Annotated in this window: 25 protein-coding genes; 15 read left to right on the top strand and 10 right to left on the bottom strand. The window is 31.9% G+C overall.

The window, feature by feature from the left end:
- Window positions 1-297 (top strand): OsmC family protein (locus EV01_RS0108720; protein WP_032523256.1); only part of this gene is annotated, 297 nt, incomplete at its 5' end.
- A gap of 640 nt (window positions 298-937) precedes the next feature.
- Here EV01_RS0108720 and EV01_RS08230 read toward each other — a convergent pair.
- Window positions 938-1,321 (bottom strand): DUF1499 domain-containing protein, encoded by a 384-nt coding sequence (locus EV01_RS08230; protein ID WP_032516742.1) that lies wholly within the window; start codon window positions 1,319-1,321, stop codon window positions 938-940.
- A 709-nt stretch (window positions 1,322-2,030) separates the two neighbouring features.
- Here EV01_RS08230 and EV01_RS09585 point away from each other — a divergent pair.
- The 3 genes from EV01_RS09585 to EV01_RS09580 all read left to right on the top strand — a co-directional run bounded on the left by EV01_RS09585 (window position 2,031) and on the right by EV01_RS09580 (window position 2,662).
- Window positions 2,031-2,174 (top strand): hypothetical protein, encoded by a 144-nt coding sequence (locus EV01_RS09585; RefSeq protein ID WP_193742571.1) that lies wholly within the window; start codon window positions 2,031-2,033, stop codon window positions 2,172-2,174.
- 9 nt (window positions 2,175-2,183) lie between these two features.
- Window positions 2,184-2,432: a hypothetical protein gene (locus EV01_RS08235; RefSeq protein ID WP_011376589.1), complete on the top strand. Its 249-nt coding sequence runs from the start codon at window positions 2,184-2,186 to the stop codon at window positions 2,430-2,432.
- An 83-nt stretch (window positions 2,433-2,515) separates the two neighbouring features.
- Window positions 2,516-2,662, top strand: coding sequence for a hypothetical protein (locus EV01_RS09580; RefSeq protein WP_011863089.1), 147 nt, complete (start codon window positions 2,516-2,518; stop codon window positions 2,660-2,662).
- Here the strand turns inward: EV01_RS09580 and EV01_RS08240 are convergent, their stop codons facing one another.
- Window positions 2,663-3,448, bottom strand: coding sequence for a metal ABC transporter permease (locus tag EV01_RS08240; protein WP_032516741.1), 786 nt, complete (start codon window positions 3,446-3,448; stop codon window positions 2,663-2,665).
- Between the two features lie 17 nt (window positions 3,449-3,465).
- Between EV01_RS08240 and EV01_RS08245 the strand changes: the two genes are divergently transcribed.
- Window positions 3,466-3,900, top strand: a complete 435-nt coding sequence (locus tag EV01_RS08245) for a Fur family transcriptional regulator (protein WP_032516740.1) — start codon at window positions 3,466-3,468, stop codon at window positions 3,898-3,900.
- A gap of 14 nt (window positions 3,901-3,914) precedes the next feature.
- Here the strand turns inward: EV01_RS08245 and EV01_RS08250 are convergent, their stop codons facing one another.
- The gene (locus tag EV01_RS08250) at window positions 3,915-4,685 is read right to left on the bottom strand and encodes an ABC transporter ATP-binding protein (protein ID WP_032516739.1); all 771 of its coding nucleotides are present in this window, start codon (window positions 4,683-4,685) and stop codon (window positions 3,915-3,917) included.
- A gap of 137 nt (window positions 4,686-4,822) precedes the next feature.
- Here EV01_RS08250 and EV01_RS08255 point away from each other — a divergent pair, with 137 nt between their 5' ends.
- From EV01_RS08255 to EV01_RS08265, 3 genes are all read left to right on the top strand, one after another.
- Window positions 4,823-6,328, top strand: a complete 1,506-nt coding sequence (locus EV01_RS08255; RefSeq protein ID WP_032516738.1) for a metal ABC transporter solute-binding protein, Zn/Mn family — start codon at window positions 4,823-4,825, stop codon at window positions 6,326-6,328.
- Window positions 6,329-6,405: 77 nt separating this feature from the next.
- On the top strand, window positions 6,406-7,755 hold the full coding sequence (locus tag EV01_RS08260) for a CobW family GTP-binding protein (RefSeq protein WP_032516737.1): 1,350 nt from the start codon (window positions 6,406-6,408) through the stop codon (window positions 7,753-7,755).
- A complete protein-coding gene (locus EV01_RS08265; RefSeq protein ID WP_032516736.1) occupies window positions 7,743-8,816 on the top strand; it encodes a WD40 repeat domain-containing protein in 1,074 nt (357 codons plus the stop codon). Before EV01_RS08260 ends, EV01_RS08265 begins: the two co-directional genes overlap by 13 nt.
- A gap of 18 nt (window positions 8,817-8,834) precedes the next feature.
- Here the strand turns inward: EV01_RS08265 and EV01_RS09575 are convergent, their stop codons facing one another.
- Complete coding sequence (locus tag EV01_RS09575) at window positions 8,835-8,990, bottom strand: hypothetical protein (protein WP_193741380.1); 156 nt, start codon at window positions 8,988-8,990, stop codon at window positions 8,835-8,837.
- Window positions 8,991-9,549: 559 nt separating this feature from the next.
- Between EV01_RS09575 and EV01_RS08270 the strand changes: the two genes are divergently transcribed.
- Entirely contained in the window at window positions 9,550-9,825 is a 276-nt protein-coding gene (locus EV01_RS08270; RefSeq protein ID WP_032516735.1) for a hypothetical protein, read from the top strand.
- A gap of 24 nt (window positions 9,826-9,849) precedes the next feature.
- On the opposite strand, the gene EV01_RS08275 is transcribed toward EV01_RS08270, so the two are convergent.
- Window positions 9,850-10,071 carry a hypothetical protein gene (locus EV01_RS08275; RefSeq protein ID WP_032516734.1) on the bottom strand — a complete coding sequence of 74 codons (222 nt, stop codon included), beginning with the start codon at window positions 10,069-10,071 and terminating at the stop codon, window positions 9,850-9,852.
- A gap of 44 nt (window positions 10,072-10,115) precedes the next feature.
- Window positions 10,116-10,352 (bottom strand): hypothetical protein, encoded by a 237-nt coding sequence (locus tag EV01_RS08280; protein ID WP_011818573.1) that lies wholly within the window; start codon window positions 10,350-10,352, stop codon window positions 10,116-10,118.
- A 128-nt stretch (window positions 10,353-10,480) separates the two neighbouring features.
- On the opposite strand from EV01_RS08280, the gene EV01_RS08285 reads away from it, so the two are divergent.
- The 5 genes from EV01_RS08285 to EV01_RS08305 all read left to right on the top strand — a co-directional run bounded on the left by EV01_RS08285 (window position 10,481) and on the right by EV01_RS08305 (window position 14,986).
- Window positions 10,481-11,923 (top strand): circularly permuted type 2 ATP-grasp protein, encoded by a 1,443-nt coding sequence (locus tag EV01_RS08285; protein WP_032516733.1) that lies wholly within the window; start codon window positions 10,481-10,483, stop codon window positions 11,921-11,923.
- A 1-nt stretch (window position 11,924) separates the two neighbouring features.
- Window positions 11,925-12,866 (top strand): alpha-E domain-containing protein, encoded by a 942-nt coding sequence (locus EV01_RS08290; RefSeq protein WP_032516771.1) that lies wholly within the window; start codon window positions 11,925-11,927, stop codon window positions 12,864-12,866.
- Between the two features lie 11 nt (window positions 12,867-12,877).
- Window positions 12,878-13,735, top strand: coding sequence for a transglutaminase family protein (locus tag EV01_RS08295; RefSeq protein ID WP_032516732.1), 858 nt, complete (start codon window positions 12,878-12,880; stop codon window positions 13,733-13,735).
- A gap of 175 nt (window positions 13,736-13,910) precedes the next feature.
- Window positions 13,911-14,384, top strand: a complete 474-nt coding sequence (locus EV01_RS08300; protein WP_032516770.1) for a hypothetical protein — start codon at window positions 13,911-13,913, stop codon at window positions 14,382-14,384.
- 83 nt (window positions 14,385-14,467) lie between these two features.
- Window positions 14,468-14,986 (top strand): pentapeptide repeat-containing protein, encoded by a 519-nt coding sequence (locus EV01_RS08305; RefSeq protein ID WP_032516731.1) that lies wholly within the window; start codon window positions 14,468-14,470, stop codon window positions 14,984-14,986.
- Between the two features lie 23 nt (window positions 14,987-15,009).
- On the opposite strand, the gene EV01_RS08310 is transcribed toward EV01_RS08305, so the two are convergent.
- The 3 genes from EV01_RS08310 to EV01_RS08320 are packed head-to-tail and all read right to left on the bottom strand — an operon-like array spanning window position 15,010 to window position 16,444.
- Window positions 15,010-15,363 (bottom strand): hypothetical protein, encoded by a 354-nt coding sequence (locus EV01_RS08310; protein WP_032516730.1) that lies wholly within the window; start codon window positions 15,361-15,363, stop codon window positions 15,010-15,012.
- Window positions 15,364-15,366: 3 nt separating this feature from the next.
- Entirely contained in the window at window positions 15,367-15,558 is a 192-nt protein-coding gene (locus EV01_RS08315) for a hypothetical protein (protein ID WP_032516729.1), read from the bottom strand.
- A 16-nt stretch (window positions 15,559-15,574) separates the two neighbouring features.
- Entirely contained in the window at window positions 15,575-16,444 is an 870-nt protein-coding gene (locus tag EV01_RS08320) for a carbohydrate kinase family protein (protein ID WP_032518494.1), read from the bottom strand.
- 41 nt (window positions 16,445-16,485) lie between these two features.
- Here EV01_RS08320 and EV01_RS08325 point away from each other — a divergent pair, with 41 nt between their 5' ends.
- Entirely contained in the window at window positions 16,486-16,857 is a 372-nt protein-coding gene (locus EV01_RS08325) for a DUF2834 domain-containing protein (RefSeq protein ID WP_025888552.1), read from the top strand.
- Here EV01_RS08325 and EV01_RS08330 read toward each other — a convergent pair.
- Entirely contained in the window at window positions 16,854-18,083 is a 1,230-nt protein-coding gene (locus EV01_RS08330) for an MFS transporter (protein WP_032516727.1), read from the bottom strand. The two genes, EV01_RS08325 and EV01_RS08330, sit on opposite strands and share 4 nt — an antisense overlap.
- Window positions 18,084-18,085: the final 2 nt, after the last annotated feature.

The following is an 18,085-nucleotide window of genomic DNA, read 5'->3' as shown; positions in this document are numbered from 1 at the left end:
GAAAGTTTTTCCCCAACTGATTTATTAGCAACATCTCTAGGTACTTGCCTGCTAACCATTATGGCAATCAAGGCTAAATCGAAAGGATTTGATTTGAAAGGTATATATTTAAATATTGAAAAAGTAATGACACAAAATAGCGCGAGAAAGATAAAAGAACTAATAATAAATATTTTTATACCAGAGAGCACTTCTAATGAAACTATTGAATTTTTGAAAAAAGCTTCCCAAGAATGTCCAGTTACAAGAAATTTATCTCAAGAAATAGATATTAAAATTAGTTGGCATAATGAATAAATCTCAAACATAGTAATTACATAAAAAATAATGAAATACTTTATTGGAATAATGATTCTTTTATTTGGAATATGTATAATGACAGATTTGGCAATAAAAACTAGTTATACAAGGAAAAGACTTTCAAAAGGGAAAAAATAAATCTTGTAAATTTTAATATTTCAGATTAAGGAAATAGATTTATTTTTTGTACTGACAATTAAGTCATATTTAAGTTTTATTTTTTAACTATTTTTTGGTCAATCAAACTAATCAAAGGGATCATGAAATTTACATTTATTCCAACAGTGCACCATGTATAAATAATAAGAAAAAATATTTTTATAAATAAATTAGGGGGTAAGGTGAAAAATATTTTGAAAAACCCTCCAATAAATAATACCAATATTCCAATTTGAAAAAGACCTTTGATTATCCATTTAAGTCCATTTTTTTTAATGTTTATATAAAACCAGAAAAAAACCAAACTAGATAACAATATATATATATAATTTATGATCATCTTTTTGGAGAAAATCTAATAAATTTGCCTTTATCAAGGCATGATGACAATTATTACTTTTTTATCTGCTAATTTTTTTTAAAAATGGAAAAGTTATACAAAAAACAATAAAAACAAGTTATTTTTTTACTTCTTACCTCAAAACATTTTTGATTTTAGTAAATCAACTCTTTTTTGATTCACTCCCAAATCACTTTCTCCAACTCTTGATTCTGATCTTATAGATAAGATTTTTGATTCAGGAAAAAAGGATACCTCTAAGTCGTCTACATACTTCATCCATTTACTGGTAGCCTCAGCATGAAGATAATCGCCATCAATTTCTACAATCTCAGTTCTTGGAGTGTTTTCGATAAATGTTTTAATCTCTTCAAAAGGTTTCTCAATATTGTTTACCTCCCATTCTTCTCGTACACAATGTGCAATCTCTACACAAGGTTTTAATTCTACATGCGAGGCAAATGATGAAGAAGGGAATAAAAAGCTTGAACAAATTAAAATTGCTAAAAAAAGTATTTTCATTAACAGAAGAATTTAACGAATCATAATCTAACGAATTAAATTACTAATTTGTAATGTCGTATCTAATTATTTTGGAAGAAAGCATATATGTTTTTATATTCAGGAATTTAATATCTATTTCTACAAAATCCCAAAAAAAAAAGATCCCTCAGAGAGAGATCTTTTTAAAATTAATTTATATCAAGTGTTTCCTTGTTTCCACTGAAATAAATCAATTCCTCCTACACACAAATTTAATATCACACCTAAATCCAAAATATGTAATGCATGATAGGCCTCTATCTTAACTGTCACATCGCATAAAATACAAAAAGTACTCGAACATTGCGGTCGAGTACTTTTAAAGTTATCAGAAAAAAGTGTGTGAGGAGTTTCTGATATGTTTTAATTTACTCCGTAGGTAATTTAAAAGGCTACAGTATAAATTACTAATTATTTAAATCTTTCAGAAAAATTGGGCGTTGATGAAAAATATAATCAAAAACATAAAAAATTCATGAAAAGCATTTACAAAAAAATCATTTTTATTATTTCGGCAATTGCTCTTTTTTCAGTAATAGTAGGTGTTGTCAAATATTCGCTTACTTATATTGAAAATAATCCCGAAAAATACTTACCTATACAAAAGTAGGACAAAAATTAAGTATAAATTCACTTCAAAAAATCTATAAAGCGTCTTAAATATGATCTTACATTGACAGCTTGAGTCATGAAAATCATAAAAACTTCAGTTCTTAACCAGAAGAATATTCATTTAAGTCAATTTAAAAATAAGCATAAAAATCAAATACTTGAAAGTTATTGGAAGAAAAGAAAGAAAGAATGTGAAAAAAATCTTTCAAAATTTTGCTAACCGATAATTATGAATTTTATTTTTTCTTTTTTATTAGCATCTGTAATGTGGGTACAAGTTCCACAATGGGAAGCTGACTGGTCAAAATGTGCTGTAGATGTTCCCGATTCGTCATGTCACTGGTATGTAGCTGCTCCCGATAATACTTTTGGGGAAGGATTTAATTGGGAAAACGCTCCTTGGTTTGATGCTAATGGATTACAGGATGTAGCTAAGATTGAGAAAGAATCTGTAGTAGAAAAACTTCAGAATAACTAATGTTTCTATTTCATCAATTAACTTTTAAAAGTATTTAAATCTATTTGCTTAGTGGTTAACTTTTGATTAATTAAATAATATTTATGCGTTTCAAAGTAAGTCTCAAAAAAAATGGAAAGGAATTTGATGAAGTTGTTATAGCTAATAATAAAAAAGAAGCTATGGAAGTAGCTTTAAAAAACAATCCAGAAGCTCAAGCATTAAATTCTGATTGGACATTTAAGATTTAATTATTTGCGAAGCCTAGGAATTAAAAGGGACGCAACACAAATAACGCTAATTGCAGGTCCAGGGGAAAGATTAAAGACTATAGAGAGAATAAATCCAAGAAGTGAGATACATAATCCAAAAAATGAAGACCTCATCATTGCAATTCTTAAACTATGAGCCTTATTTAGCCCTAACAAAGTTGGCGTAGAAAGAAGAGCAATTACAAGAATTACTCCCACTGCTGACATTGAACTAACAATTACTAATGCCGTTGTAAAACTCAAAGCAAGATTTAATAAAGAAACGTTTATACCACTCGCGGATGCACCTTCTGGATCTAATCCAACATAAACAACCTTTTCATATCCAAAAGTCATTAAAAGTATAAATACTAAAAAAGCAATTATTGTTCTAAATAAATCTCCAAAATTTGCTGTTAATAAATCGCCAAATAATACTGCCTCCAAATCAATCCTTATTCCGAGTAGAGGGATTATAAGGACTCCAAACCCAAGCATTCCGGCTAATATTGTGTTCATTATTGCTTCATAGTTTTCACTCTTTTTATTAGTTAAACTTTCCGCAATTACAGAACCTAAAAGACCACTGATAACCCCACCAATTGAAGGATGAATTCCAAGAGCTAAGGCTAAAGCAAGTCCTGGCAAAACGCAGTGAGAGATCAAATTTACTTGAAGTAATCTCCTATGTGTTATTAATACAGTTCCCATCGCTGGACATAGAATTCCTGAAAAAATAGTTATTATTAAAGGAACAAGCCACCAACTGCTATTAATAAAAGACATTAATCTAAAGATTCGGTATGATCAAAAATACGGGACAAAAAAAGATTTCGGAAACAATGGTAACTAAGCCTGACATTACCAAAAGACAAGAACAACTTCTTGAAGAACTTAATAAATGTGAAGATGAACTGAGCGGTCAAGAGTTGCATAGACAATTGATTGAAAGCGGAAAAGCTATGGGACTGACAACTGTTTACAGGAATCTTCAAGTTCTTATAAAGCATGGTTTAATTCGTTCTAGACATCTCCCAACAGGAGAGGTTCTTTACACTCCCGTAGATAGAGACATTCATCATTTGACTTGTGTTCAATGTGGTGAGACATCAAAAATGGAAGGGTGCCCTGTAAAAGATATTCATACACCCAAAACAAATCCAAAGAAATTCCAATTGTTGTTTCATACCCTGGAGTATTTCGGACTTTGCCAGAATTGCTATCAAGCACAAAGTTAAAACTAAATATTTTTTTAATCACAACAATTATTATCCTCAATTGAGCTGATATTTATATCCTCTAATTTATCTTTTATAGAATCAGGGCTTCCAGATGCCAATACAGCTTTATCCAAAACAATAACTTGATCATAACTATTTAATGAGGTACCCCAATCATGACTACTTACCATTAAAGAAAGACCAGCATCAGCAAGTTGACGAACAATTTTTAGAAAATCCTCCTTTGCAGGTGGATCTAAAGCTGCACAAGGTTCATCAAGAAGATAAATTTTTGCTGGAGACATTAAAGTTTTGGCTAATAAAGCTCTTTGTTGTTGTCCCCCAGATAAAGAATCAAGCCTTCTGTTAGCAATATTTGCGATGCCGACTCTTTGCATTGTGGCCTCCAATTCACAGCATTTATTAATCCATGCATTAGGGTTGGCAAGAAGAGCTTTTATTTGAAAAGGGCTATTACTTTTTGATTTTGAGTATTTTATTTGCCCTAATGAAACTAGTTTTTCCACAGTTATTGGAAATTTCCAATTCATAGAGCTTCTTTGTGGCATAAGTGAGACTTGAGATCTTTGTCTAGTTAACTTCTCTCCGTCAATTGTTATCTGACCATTATCCGGAATACATTGTCCCTGCAATATTCTTAAAAGAGTAGATTTGCCAGCTCCATTTGGACCAACTAGCGCTGTTAGAGTTCCAGGTTTAATCTCAACAGAGACCTTACTTAAAACTGGCTTACTTTTTTTTGTGTATGAATAGGTTAAATTTTCAGCGACTAAAGTAGCCATTAATTAATCTTTAAAAAAAAGTCACTTTATAAGCTTACCAATAATACAAGTTTCATATTATTTTCATAACATTTGATACCTTTACTTGATTTAAATAATGGAAATGATTATCATTTTTAAGTGCTTAATAACTCTTTATGTCAATTCTTAAAAGACTTTTAACAAATAATACAAGTTCAAGTAATTCAATTATCAAAAATTCCGTGTTAGCTGGAACAATAATATTTTCTGGTTTTGGCCAGGATATTTTGGCTAAGGGAAAGTCTTACTTAGCAGTAGAACCACTAGTCTGTGATTTAGTTAAATCAATTGCACTACCTTCAGACGAGGTTACATGTTTAGTAGATAGAAAGCAGGATGTTCATGACTTTAAGATCAATCCAAGACAAGCTCAATTACTTAATAACGCCGATAAAGTATTCACTCTTGGTAAAGAAATGACTCCAAGTATGAGAAATTGGGAAAGCAAAAAGCAAACAGTTGTTATAGGTGTTAGCGCAATAGATGTAGATGACCACTCTGATCATGCGGGACATGATGATCACGCTGAACATTCAGCTAAGATAGATGACCACTCTGATCATGGAGGTCACGATGATCACTCAGATCATGGTGGACATGATGATCACGCTGAAGGAGCTTTCGAATGGGCAGGTAAATTCCAGTTATCTAAAGGATCCTACAAATGGTCATTTGCAAAAGTCGATGGCGAATATGCAGATCCTGCAATGAAAATGGTAATTCTAAAATCCAATAACATAGAGGGATCCGAAGATTTAGCTAGAGAACTATTAGGATCTAGATACTCAATAGGAAGAAAAAATAATGGGACTCTGACTGCAAGTAATAAAGCTTTCGTCCTTAACTTTGATCAACGAAAAGAAACCACAGTTTTTAACGTGGAAATTAAAGAAGATGGTCAATACACATTTTTTACTGAACACATGCCTTTTGAGTTTGAGGCAAATGAACACTTTTTTAAAGACGCATTGAATAGTGATGTAGAGCCGATAGCACAAGTACCAGATGAAGGAGAGGGGCATCATCATCACCATGGAGGACTAGATCCTCATATTTGGCATGATCCACATAACATTATAAAAATGGGAAATGTTATAAACGAAAGTTTAAAGAAAGATGCTTCAAAGAGAAGCCTCAGAAAGCAAATTAATGAAAGATTTGAAAAGGCTGATTCTATTTTGGAAGACTTGGATAGTTGGATCGTCGAACAAGTAGGCTCTATTCCTGAGGAGAACAGAGTAATTGTGTCTAAACACAAGTCTATGGAATACTACGGGGATGCTTTTGGTTTTGAAACCATTAGTTTACTTGACGTTCTTGGAGACTCCTCAAGCTTAAGGCCGGAAAATATAAAGTCTGTACTTGAAGAACTCAAAGAAGATAATGTTTTGGCTCTTTTCCCAGAGCAAAAACCTGCTTCTAAACTGTTAAGAAATCTAAGCAGACAAAGTTCTATTCCTATTTCTTCTGATCAAATATTTGTTGATGGATTGATGATGGATGGTAATACTGTTTCAGTAGCTGTACACAACACTTGTACAATTGTTGATTCATTAGGTGGAAACTGCGATAAAGAATCTGGCTCCAATCTTGAGTCTGAATGGTACAAACTTTCAGATTAAATTTTTCTAATAAAAACGGTTTTCATTTCTTATCATAACTATTATTAAACTATTGTTTATTTAGTAAAAATCAGTAAATGAGCATCAAAGATAAAGTTCCCGTTACTATTCTCACTGGATTTTTAGGTTCAGGGAAGACTACTTTGCTTAATAGAATATTGAGTGAAGAGCACGGGAAAAGAATAGCAGTAATTGAAAATGAATACGGTGAAGTGGGTATAGATCAAGGGCTCGTAATTAATGCCGATGAAGAAGTGTTTGAGATGTCAAACGGGTGCATTTGTTGTACTGTTCGCGGCGATTTAATAAGAGTCCTTGGCAACCTTATGAAAAGAAGAGATAAGTTTGACTATGTTTTAGTAGAAACGACAGGATTAGCAGATCCAGGCCCAGTTGCTCAAACATTTTTCATGGATGAAGAGATTAGTTCTGAATTCACTCTTGATGGAATTGTGACTTTAGTTGATGCTGCCCACATTGATCAACAGTTAGGCAGGAGTGATGAAAGTTCAGAACAAGTTGCATTTGCTGATGTTCTTGTCCTTAATAAAACTGATTTAGTATCTGATGATGCACTAGATACTCTTGAATCGAGATTGAGAGATATGAACCGAATGACCCGAATTATTAGAGCTGAGAATGCCAAAGTACCAATTGAAACAGTATTAAATCTAAGTGCATTTGATCTTGATCAGATCCTTAAACGCAGGCCAACATTCCTTGAACCAGAATATCCTTTTGAATGGACAGGTGTTTACGATCTTGATGCAGGTAAATATGAATTAATGCTAGAAGAAGGACCCGATCCAGAAATGTCCTTAGTAGCCCTCGCTAACCAAGGAGAGAGTGAAGAGGAACTTAAAGATGGTGCTGAATCCTCCGTGAGACTTTATGCAGAAAAAGCTAATAGTTTAGTTCCTGGAAATACCATCCCATATGGAGAACATATAAATCTCAAATTAGAGGATAAAGGAAATAAATCCTTCATCCTGAACATAGAAGAACCAACAAAAATAGGTTTGTTTACACAGCACACCGCTGAAGAATTCAAGATGAAAGTCATTAAAAGTGACGTAAATAAAGAGATTCCATTTAATACTGAAAGGTTCTGGCAAGCAGAGCATGAACATGATGATGAGGTAGGCTCAATTGCTATAGAGCGTTTTGGAGATGTTGACCCAGAAAAACTAAATACTTGGATGGGAAGACTTCTCTCAGAAAAAGGAGTGGATATATTCAGAACTAAAGGTTTCATAAGTTACTCAGGTAACCCAAGGAGAATAGTTTTCCAGGGAGTTCACATGTTATTTACTGCACAACCTGATAAAGAATGGGGTAACGAACCTCGTAGAAATCAACTTGTTTTTATCGGTAGAAATTTAAATGAGAAAGAGATGCAAGAAGGCTTTGATAAATGCCTGATATAGAACCATTTAGCCCAAGAGGCATGTTCCATGAAGGATGGACTGCTGAAGTTAGCGATTACGCCATAGCATGTGGCTGGGCTCTTAAAGGAAAACAATTTATTGTTGGCGACGTGGCAGGAGGTCTTTTTTCGTTCGAAGGAGATACTGGAAAAATTATTTGGAAAAAAGAAAATACACACTCTGGTGGTCTATTAGCAATGGCAATTCATCCAGAGGGTGAAATTTTTGCAACATCAGGTCAGGATGGAAATGTTCAAATTTGTAATTGCCATGAAGGTAAAGTTATTAAAACACTTGATCTTGGTAAGAGTTGGGTGGAACACCTCAAGTGGTCTAATGACGGTTTATTTCTAGCGATAGCTTCCGCAAAAAAAGTATATGTTTTTAATGAAATTGGAGAAGAGAAATGGATCTCAGAAGATCATCCAAGCACAGTAAGTGCAATAACATGGTCAAATAAAAATGAGCTTGCAACTGCATGCTATGGCAGAGTGACATTCTTTGACATTGTTAATAATAAAACGAATCAAAAACTTGAGTGGCAAGGATCATTGGTCTCTATGGAATTAAGCCCTGATGGAGATATAGTCGCCTGTGGGAGTCAAGACAATTCAGTTCATTTTTGGAGAAGATCAACAGGAATGGATGCTGAAATGACTGGATACCCTGGAAAACCAAGTCACCTTTCTTTTGATGACAGCGGAAAATTACTAGCCACTAGTGGCAGTGAAAGAATTACAGTTTGGAGCTTTATAGGCAATGGTCCAGAAGGGACTATGCCAGGAGAGCTATGTCACCATACAGAACCTATTTCGAGCCTAGCCTTTTCAAATAAAGGTATGCTTGTAGCCTCAGGATCTAGGGATGGTTCTGTTGTCGCAAGTTTCCTAAAAAATGATGGTAATGGAGATCCTGTTGGGGCTGCATTCGCAGGAGATTTAGTAGGGGCAATATCATGGAGACCTGATGATTGTGCACTTGCAGCAGTCAATGCAAAAGGTGTTGTAAATGTATGGAAATTTAAAGTTCGTACTAACCTTTTTTCAAAGGGATTTAAGTAAAAAGTAGAAATTTATTAATTACCAATAGTTAGCTTTTAAATGTCTTTCCATACAAATGACCTCACAGTCATTATCTATACCTTTTGGGTGAATATCGCAATATGAGAGACATTGAAAATATTCGTCTATGGGGTTTGATTTATCAGTTTTACCAACTTCTTTCGAATGATTCATAAAAGATTTCCTCAATTATTTAAAATTAAGATAGACGAATTAACTATCAAAAGAAATAAGCAAAACTTACTAAAAATATCTTATAAAAATTAGCACAATTGATTACTACTCTCGGACATTTTTAATTAAAAAGCAATGCGTATAAAAACGGATTGTCTTTAGAGAAATATTTTCCTAATTTTATATTGTTGAGTTCTAGGAGGTCTTTCAAAATGATCGATAGCCTGCCTGAAATTTCGGAATAAACCGAACTAATTTAATTAACTGCTCCAATTATTTTTTATTAATGTCTAAGCTTCCTTCTTCTGCATCGTTTAGGTGCCCTTTAAGAAACAAGCTTAATTCTAGAGTTTTTGCCCCAGTTAAAGACAATTAGTTAATTTTGGTGAGCATTAGCTTAAAAGAAGTTAGCAACAAGGATCCATGATTTAGGTGCGTTAATAACTTCAGTAAAAAATATAAGTAAGAGATAAAAGAGGGCTTAAATTAGCCCTCTTTTTTTAACAAGGTGATTTTCTTCTAATTTTATAGATAATGATTAAAACAATAAAATTTAAAAATGGTTCGATATTATTGCCCATATTGCAATCCTAAATATCAATTTCAAAAACAATCCTTAAAAGGTAATTTGATTTGTGGATTATGCGGAGAGGATCTCGTAAAAAAACCATATATTAGGTTAAACCAGATAATCGCTTTAGTTGCTGCTTCATCATTACTTCTACCGTTGATTTATACTTTTATTTTTTTAATAAAAAATCAAATAAATCCTCCTAATAAAAATTATCAAGCAAATGGAAATTTAATGATAATTATCAAAGAACAAACTTCATAAAACAATTAAAAAAATCTCAAGAGGTCAACCTCTACAAAGTGATTTATTTAAACAAGAATTTTTACTTTCAATATTTATTTGATCATTAATATTTTTTAATTTGTTTTTATTACTTATTACTTTAACTTTTTGCCTACAATGTTCTTTGCAACCACCATTAAATAAATTATGCGCGTATAAACTGGAACTATTAATAAGTAATAAAAGAAAAATTATTTTATAAATTTGATTAAAATAAGAATTCATTTTTTATTATGATTTTTCCAGAATTAGTAAATAAATAATATCAGTTAATTCCAAGGAGTGTTTATAAGTCCCCAGATATCGAAGAAGAAAAATAAAACTGCAATAACAACAAGATCCCATGCTCTTTCCCTGAAAGCCCAAGGCGCAATAAAAACTTCCCCAAGTCCGTGAAGTGCTGCCCCTACTGGTAGATGATCAAGAACCAGCAAACTATGAGAGAGGATAAAAAGAAAGCTTGCGAAATATCTAAAAAAAACAAATTGCCAATTACTAGAACTCATGCTTTTTAGATTTTTAAGAAATATACTTCAATGATCAAAATAATGATATAGATCTAGTCAAGAGATATTATTTTTGGTAGCCATAAATACGAATAAAGATATAAAGCTAAAGTAAAAGTTACTAAACGATGAAATATATGTTTTCAAGTTATCAGCCTAAAAATAGCTTTGATGAATATTTTAAGGACAATGTTAACTCTGCTAGAGAAATATTGATTCCACTTCTTTCATCTTTAGATAATATGGGACTTGAAGAATTAAACAGGAATCACTCTGCCGCAAAAAAATTATTACTAAGACATGGTGCAACTTTTAGATTAAACGATACTGGTTTAAAAGGTACTGAGAGAATATTACCTTTTGATCCACTTCCCAGAATAATTAGTAAAGATGATTGGGTAACGTTAGAAAAAGGCCTAAAACAAAGGCTTGAGGCAATTGATTTATTCCTAGATGATATTTATAATTCTCAAAAAATAATAAATGATGGAATAATTCCAAGAGAATTAATAGAGAGTTCAGAAGGTTGGAGACCTCAGTTGATAGGTTTCAAACCTCCACTAAATAAATGGTGTCAAATTTCGGGACTTGATTTAATAAGGGATAGAAGAGGAGATTGGCATGTTTTAGAAGATAATTTAAGGTGCCCTTCTGGGGTTGCTTATTTTTTAGAAAATAGATTAGTTATGAAAAATATTTTTCCTAATCTTTTCTCAGGAAGAATAGTAAAACCAATTGACGAATATCCATCATATCTTTTAAAAACTCTTCAAGAACTTGCTGTTTGGACTGACACTCCCAAGATAGTGCTGCTAACTCCAGGAATTTTTAATAGTGCTTATTTTGAGCATAGTTATTTAGCTCAAGAAATGGGCATTCAATTAGTTCAGGGTCATGACTTAGTTTGTAATGATGATTATGTATATTTAAAAACTACCTCAGGATTAAAAAGAGTAGATGTCATTTACAGACGAATTGATGATGATTTCTTAGATCCTCTTAATTTCAGAAAAGATTCTTGCCTCGGTGTTAGCGGATTACTTGATGTTTTTAAGGCAGGTCATGTTGCTTTAGCAAATGCTCCTGGGACTGGAATAGCAGATGACAAAATGATTTATTCTTTTGTGCCAAAAATGATTAAATATTATCTTGATGAAGAAATTATTATTAAAAATGTAGAAACGTATATTTGTCATTATCAAAAGGATCGTGAATATGTTCTAGAAAATTTATCAAAATTTGTTGTTAAGTCTGTCGCAGAAGCTGGAGGTTATGGAATGTTAATTGGCCCTCACTCAACAACGAGTGAGATAGAAGAATTCGCTAATAAAATTAAAAATAATCCTAGAAATTTCATAGCACAACCAACATTAGAATTATCTACTGTGCCATCGTTATGTGAAGGAGAACTATATCCATGTCATGTTGATTTAAGACCATATATCTTAAGAGGAAAAGATTCATGGGTAAGCCCAGGCGGGCTTACGCGAGTAGCATTAAAAAAAGGATCATTAGTCGTTAATTCTTCTCAAGGTGGAGGATGCAAAGATACATGGGTTGTAGGTGAATAATATGCTTTTAAGTCGTGTAGCAGAATCTCTTTATTGGATCAATCGTTATTTAGAACGTGCAGAAAACATATCTCGTTTCGTGGAAGTAAGTGAAGCAATGTCATTAGATTGTCCGCCAGGAAGTGCAGAGCCTTGGCTCCCCTTAATTGATGCTTCAAGTGATAGAGAATCTTTTGATAAAAGATTCCCAGAGAAAAAACCTGACGACGTTATTAATTTTTTAATAAGAGATCGTTTAAACCCAAACAGTATAATTTCTTGCATTCAAATGGCAAGAGAAAATGCAAGACAAATCAGAGATGTTATGACCACAGAAATGTGGGAACAGATTAATATTTTATATTGGAATATGCAAGAAGGAGAAGCAATATGGAATAAACCAAGACAAGAACAATTAAGTGAGATAAGGAGGGAATGTCAACTTTTTTATGGAATTACAGATGCGACTCTAAGCAAAGACCTCGCCTGGAGATTTAGCATTCTTGGTAGATTGATCGAAAGAGCTGACAAAACATCAAGAATTTTAGATGTTAAATATTATTTACTCCTACCCAGCTTAGATGAACTTGGAGGAGTTCTTGATGAGCTGCAATGGATTGCACTTTTACGTTCAGCTGGAGCTTATCAAATGTTTAGGAAAGCAGTGCAAAATTCTATAAAGCCTAATTCAGTTGCGAGATTTCTTTTACTTGATCCAATTTTCCCTAGATCAGTAAGATACTGTCTTGATGGGATAAGCAATACACTTAAAAAGATAGATACCTCTCCAAGTTTTGAAAATCCTTCAGAATTAGAATGTATGAGAGGTTTGCTTAAAGCAAAGTGGAGTTATATCAGAATTGAAGATATAATAAATGATGGTTTACATGAAGCAATCGATTCATTGCAAATGGATTTAAATAAATTAAATGATCTCATTCAAGAAAAATATTTTATTAATTAATAAGTTTATTAATGAGAATTAAATACATTCACAAACTTGAATATAAATATGAAGACCCTGTTCAATTAGGCGAGCATAGATTATGTATAAAGCCAAGGTCAAATGGATTCCAAAAACTAAAGAATTTTGAATTAAAAATAACCCCAGAACCAGAAATTATTTATCCATTACTTGCTGCCAGCGGAGAAGAGATTAACAGAATCAGATTCAATGGATTAACAGATAATTTAATTATTGAATCAATCAGCGAAGTTGAAACCACTAAACATCCAAACATTATTGATGGAGTTAAAAATAGAGATTTAACATTACCTTTTTGTAGAAGTATTATTAACAGAGATTTGCAGGGAGCATTAGAGGGATGGATGCCTAATGGGCAACACGACCCCTCTGCTGTAGAACTTGCCCAAGAAGCCCTAGCAGGAAGCATTAATAACGCATTATCATTTACCTACCAGCTAATAGAGATTATTCAAGATCGGGTTAAATATACCAAAAGACATACAGGTCCAGCATGGCCCGCTAGCAGAACACTTAGAGAACGTATAGGTTCATGCAGAGATTTAGCAATGTTGATGGTTGAAGCTTGCAGGTCTATAGGTATCCCAAGTAGGTTTGTAAGTGGTTATCATTTTGAAGATCCGTTACCCTCAGAGTTGGATTTACACGCTTGGGCTGAATTATATATTCCAGGTGCTGGTTGGAGGGGTTTTGATCCCAGTGGAAAAGGATTAATAGATGAAAGATATTTAACATTGGTATCCTCTTCAAAATCTAATTTAACCTCTGTAATTACAGGAAACTTTATAGGAAAAAATAATTTAGAAAATACTTTATCCTGGGAAATCAAACCTCTTGAAATTAAATAAACACTAAATTTTTAATCTTATAAAATAACAAAAAAAATTTCAATAATAATATGTTTCTTTTTTAGTGTTAATTGATACGTTCTTGGATATATATATCTGTTTTCATTTGTTTAATCTTTAAAGAAAATTGAACTCAAGTTTAGAAATTCCAGTTATCAAATCAAACAAATCGAAAATGTTTGAATTGATAAGTTATGAAAAATTTCGCGATACAAAAGATGTAAAATTTTTTGATATTAGTGTAAATGAATCAAACTATAGAGATCTAGTTATTCACAATGGGTCTGCAGTTAGTCCTCCCAATGATGAAGAATTTAAAAATTGGCAATTTTACATCCATCACAATCAAGAAGATAATCTACTTGCTATCTCCGGGGGAAGAACATTTTTTCTTGTCAATTTTGGCTGGGATTATCCTTTTTATAAAGTTAGATTAGATTCTTGCGGATACATTTTAAGAATACCTAGAGGAACTTTTCATAGATCAGTATCTGACGAAAACGGTTCCATAGTTTTAAATCAAGCCATAAGAGATAAAGAAGGTACAGTTGAATCTGAATTCAAGGTTACGAATAGCAGAGATAACAAAAAACTTCTAGATTGTATAACCAATTTAGAGCCTAGATTCAAAATTTATAGTGTTAAATAATTTTAAAAAGGAGTTCCAAATTTAGTCATCAATTTTAAAAATTATCTAATTGTTATAAAATAATAATATTCGGATTTTCTAGTATGAAATTTTTTAGTTTTTTAAAATATCTTTTATGCATAACTTTTTCTTTCTTAGTTTTATCATCTCCAGTTTTTGCTGGGGCAAATGTAGCTGTTAAAGGCGAGGGAGATGAAGTTCCAAGTTATGTAAGATCTAATATTACAGGTTTTGATTTCCATGGGGAGGATCTTCATTTGTCATCTATAGCTGGAGCAGTTGCGAGAGACGCAGATTTTAGTGATGTTGATTTGCATGGGACAACCTTAACTCTATCTGATTTAAAAGGTTCTAATTTAAATGGAATCGACCTGACCGATACTCTTTCTGATCGAGTTAATTTCCAAAAAACAGATCTTAGAAATGCTGTTCTAATAAATATGATCGCATCAGGTAGCAGTTTTGCAGGAGCTCGAATAGAAGGGGCAGATTTTTCTTACGCTATTCTTGACAGCGAAGATCAAAGAAATCTATGTGAAATTGCTGATGGGATCAACCCAACAACAGGTGTTTCAACAAGAGAAAGTCTTGAGTGCAGTTAAAACAAAAACCATAAGTAAATTTACTATAAATAAACTTTCTTACCATTATTAAATTTATAAATCCTTTGTTCATCATCTTGAAATATCATTTCACCATTTAATTTGGATTTCTTAAATTTTGAAAGCCTTGCTCTGTGAATATTAGATTTCCTATTAATATTTTCTTCGTTATCATAAATCCCAATATAGATATTTATATTAGGGTTTGAAAAGGTTTTTTCTTCCTCTCTTAAAAAAATTCTTTCAATATTTGTTTGCGTGCTTTGAAGTTTATTTTTAAATTTATTTAATTTTAAGTTCTTTATTTTTTTAGATTTAATTTTTTTGTAGACCCAAAAAATAACCCCTAAAATTAGAAAAAATAAAAATATATTCATTAACTATTTAATTTTTATTTTAATATCTACGCCTAAGTTACTTTTAGTAGTTAATATTTCTTTTCTTAAGATTCCATAAGTAAAAATTCTAGATAAAGTTTTCAAAGATTTAAAAACCATAAAAACAGTAAATAAAAAGAAAACAATAATATTTTCTACAAGAATATTTTTATTTTTATTATCTAGATTGCTCATGTAAGTGCTAATTCAATTATTTTTCATCATTATTTGCATATGGTCCAAAAAATTCACTAGCATCTCTCCCCATTACTTTAGCAAGATTTAAACTTTTATCTATATCCCATTTAGATGCCATTCCATAAAGAATACCCGCAGCAAAAGAATCACCACATCCATAAGAATCAACTTTTAGTTTTTTGTTTTTAAGAGCCTTATATCTTCCTCCTGGGAATATAATGCCTCCCTTCTCTCCCTCGGTTTTAATAGTATATTTGGGTTTTAACGATAATTCAGAAAAAGAAAAAACTTCTCCGGGATCAAGATTACTGCCTATTAATCCATCTAAAAGAACATTTGAATTATTAATTGTATTTAATCCTACCCTTGGTGTTGTACACAGTATTGAAGCCGATCTAGCCATTTTAAAAATCTCTGAATCAGATGCAGTAATAAAAATTCCGTCCATTTTTTTTAAAATGTTCCATTCTAAATTGTCTTTATGAGTTGGAGCTAACCTTTCTCCAATAACTGTTATTGCTCTTTCACCTTGAGAGTCAATTAAACTAAATCCTCTTCTAGTTGGTTTATCACGCCAAGCTACATGTAACTTAATTCCCATATTTGAGAGAATCTTGAAACACTTATCTCCATAATCATCATTACCTAATGACGTAAAAAAATGAATTTGGTTTGAAGTTAAATCAGAAAGTATTTTCGCGATAATAGATCCACCACCAGCTGGATAATCAAGGGACTTTTCAGAATGAGAAATGACTCCGGGTTTTGGTAATTGATCAACCTTTAAAAAATTTATCCACTCAACATGACCAACAACGGCAAAATTTAAATTTCCTTTTTTAAATTTATAGTCTTCAACTTTATTATTCTTTTCAACAACCATAAGCTTTTAAATACTATTATTAAAAGAAATATTTTTGACAAGTGAATTCATTTAACATTTTAAAAGATAATAAACAGATACTATCTTTTCTTTACCTTTTTCTATCAATTTTGGGGGCTGTTCTCCCAATGTTGGCAAATTTCGAATTTGCTAGGGAATATGGAAACAGCTTTGATATAAATAACTTCATTTCTTTAGCGAATGCAAACCCTGCAGCTCAGTCAATTTCTAGAGACTTATTAGTAGGTGCAAGCGCTATTTTTATATGGATAGTAAATGAATCAAAAAAACTAAACATGAAGAATATGTGGGTTGTATACATTGGAACTTTTCTTATAGCCTTCGCATTCTCTGCACCTTTTTTCTTATTTCTAAGAGAGAGAAGAATTATTGAATTAGAAAAGATTAATTAAAATAATCTCTTAAATAGAATTGTAAATGCAATAAAGCAACAACAAGAAATTGAAAGCCAGATTATTGAAGCATAACCAAATAGATCTAATATGCGTCCTGAAATAAATGGTCCAAAGAAATAACCCATAGCAAAACATTGTGATAGTAGAGCAAGTGCAAAACCTTTTTTATTTGAAGGAGCTATTCTGAAAACGACATCTGTTGATGTTGGAAGAAATGAAGCAGTCCCTAAACTTACTAAAATCAATGCCAAAGAAATCAAATAAAACGCTGGGATATTTAAATAACTAGAAATAAATAATAAAAATGAAGCGAAAGAGAAATTTATTAAACTAAATTTCAAGCCAAATAATCTTTCTTTCTTAGATATCCAAGAACCGACAGGCCATTGTAAAAACAACAATAAAATTAACTGAATAGAAATTATAAGACTAATAATTTCTTTGCTTAATGCCTTACGAAATACTCCACCTTTAACAAGATCCAGAGGCAAAGTTACTTGTATCAAGGCTAAAGAGGTAGTTATCAATAAAATAGATAAAATTATTATTGTTGAATTTTTATTCCATTTCAATTGTCCCTGATTAATTGGATCAACTAATTTTTTTTGAAAATTTTCTAAGTTTCTTTTTATAGAAGAACTATTTCTAGATATTAAATTCGTGATAACTAACATACAAAGTACATCATTAATAAAAATTGACTTGGAATACAAAAAATTCGTCATATAGCCCCCTAAGAAAACACCTAGAAATATTCCTAAAGCCTCTGAACTCCTAACAAGAGCATATGCTTTGCGGGTTTCGATAGGATGGCAAAAATATGGCACCCCAAACTCAGCAGCAGGCCAATATATTCCTGCAGCAGCCCCAACAAATGATTGTCCAATTATGTACAAAAAAGTATCTCTTGAAAAAATAAGACATAAACTAGCGACAATACTTAGAATTGAAGAAGTAACTATTGGAAATTGAATTTTCCCAGTTTTATTAAGATAATTACCTGTAACGAGTCTTGTTACGGTTCCAATTATTGCTGAAATGGTAAACCCCAAGCCAATATCTGTTGCCGATAATCCTATGCTATTAAAAATAAGTGATGTTAAATAAATAACACCTCCCGCTCCAAATGCAGCATAAAATCTTATCTTGGTTATTAACCTCAAATGATATGGAAATTGAATCCACCAATTTTTGCTAATTTGTAAACTATTTGGACTAATCACAA

This window comes from Prochlorococcus marinus str. MIT 9401, from assembly GCF_000760095.1.
GTDB classification, from domain to species: domain Bacteria; phylum Cyanobacteriota; class Cyanobacteriia; order PCC-6307; family Cyanobiaceae; genus Prochlorococcus_A; species Prochlorococcus_A marinus_I.
The sequence above is the reverse complement of the archived record's forward strand: the minus strand, read 5'-3'. Positions and strand labels throughout refer to the sequence as shown.

What these genes read in the sequence shown, in the direction of transcription:
- EV01_RS08230 (WP_032516742.1), bottom strand. Translation starts at nt 1,321, where the DNA reads ATGAAAATACTTTTTTTAGCAATTTTAATTTGTTCAAGCTTTTTATTC.
- EV01_RS09585 (WP_193742571.1), top strand. Translation starts at nt 2,031, where the DNA reads ATGAAAATCATAAAAACTTCAGTTCTTAACCAGAAGAATATTCATTTA.
- EV01_RS08235 (WP_011376589.1), top strand. Translation starts at nt 2,184, where the DNA reads ATGAATTTTATTTTTTCTTTTTTATTAGCATCTGTAATGTGGGTACAA.
- EV01_RS09580 (WP_011863089.1), top strand. Translation starts at nt 2,516, where the DNA reads ATGCGTTTCAAAGTAAGTCTCAAAAAAAATGGAAAGGAATTTGATGAA.
- EV01_RS08240 (WP_032516741.1), bottom strand. Translation starts at nt 3,448, where the DNA reads ATGTCTTTTATTAATAGCAGTTGGTGGCTTGTTCCTTTAATAATAACT.
- EV01_RS08245 (WP_032516740.1), top strand. Translation starts at nt 3,466, where the DNA reads ATGATCAAAAATACGGGACAAAAAAAGATTTCGGAAACAATGGTAACT.
- EV01_RS08250 (WP_032516739.1), bottom strand. Translation starts at nt 4,685, where the DNA reads ATGGCTACTTTAGTCGCTGAAAATTTAACCTATTCATACACAAAAAAA.
- EV01_RS08255 (WP_032516738.1), top strand. Translation starts at nt 4,823, where the DNA reads ATGTCAATTCTTAAAAGACTTTTAACAAATAATACAAGTTCAAGTAAT.
- EV01_RS08260 (WP_032516737.1), top strand. Translation starts at nt 6,406, where the DNA reads ATGAGCATCAAAGATAAAGTTCCCGTTACTATTCTCACTGGATTTTTA.
- EV01_RS08265 (WP_032516736.1), top strand. Translation starts at nt 7,743, where the DNA reads ATGCCTGATATAGAACCATTTAGCCCAAGAGGCATGTTCCATGAAGGA.
- EV01_RS09575 (WP_193741380.1), bottom strand. Translation starts at nt 8,990, where the DNA reads ATGAATCATTCGAAAGAAGTTGGTAAAACTGATAAATCAAACCCCATA.
- EV01_RS08270 (WP_032516735.1), top strand. Translation starts at nt 9,550, where the DNA reads ATGGTTCGATATTATTGCCCATATTGCAATCCTAAATATCAATTTCAA.
- EV01_RS08275 (WP_032516734.1), bottom strand. Translation starts at nt 10,071, where the DNA reads ATGAATTCTTATTTTAATCAAATTTATAAAATAATTTTTCTTTTATTA.
- EV01_RS08280 (WP_011818573.1), bottom strand. Translation starts at nt 10,352, where the DNA reads ATGAGTTCTAGTAATTGGCAATTTGTTTTTTTTAGATATTTCGCAAGC.
- EV01_RS08285 (WP_032516733.1), top strand. Translation starts at nt 10,481, where the DNA reads ATGAAATATATGTTTTCAAGTTATCAGCCTAAAAATAGCTTTGATGAA.
- EV01_RS08290 (WP_032516771.1), top strand. Translation starts at nt 11,925, where the DNA reads ATGCTTTTAAGTCGTGTAGCAGAATCTCTTTATTGGATCAATCGTTAT.
- EV01_RS08295 (WP_032516732.1), top strand. Translation starts at nt 12,878, where the DNA reads ATGAGAATTAAATACATTCACAAACTTGAATATAAATATGAAGACCCT.
- EV01_RS08300 (WP_032516770.1), top strand. Translation starts at nt 13,911, where the DNA reads ATGTTTGAATTGATAAGTTATGAAAAATTTCGCGATACAAAAGATGTA.
- EV01_RS08305 (WP_032516731.1), top strand. Translation starts at nt 14,468, where the DNA reads ATGAAATTTTTTAGTTTTTTAAAATATCTTTTATGCATAACTTTTTCT.
- EV01_RS08310 (WP_032516730.1), bottom strand. Translation starts at nt 15,363, where the DNA reads ATGAATATATTTTTATTTTTTCTAATTTTAGGGGTTATTTTTTGGGTC.
- EV01_RS08315 (WP_032516729.1), bottom strand. Translation starts at nt 15,558, where the DNA reads ATGAGCAATCTAGATAATAAAAATAAAAATATTCTTGTAGAAAATATT.
- EV01_RS08320 (WP_032518494.1), bottom strand. Translation starts at nt 16,444, where the DNA reads ATGGTTGTTGAAAAGAATAATAAAGTTGAAGACTATAAATTTAAAAAA.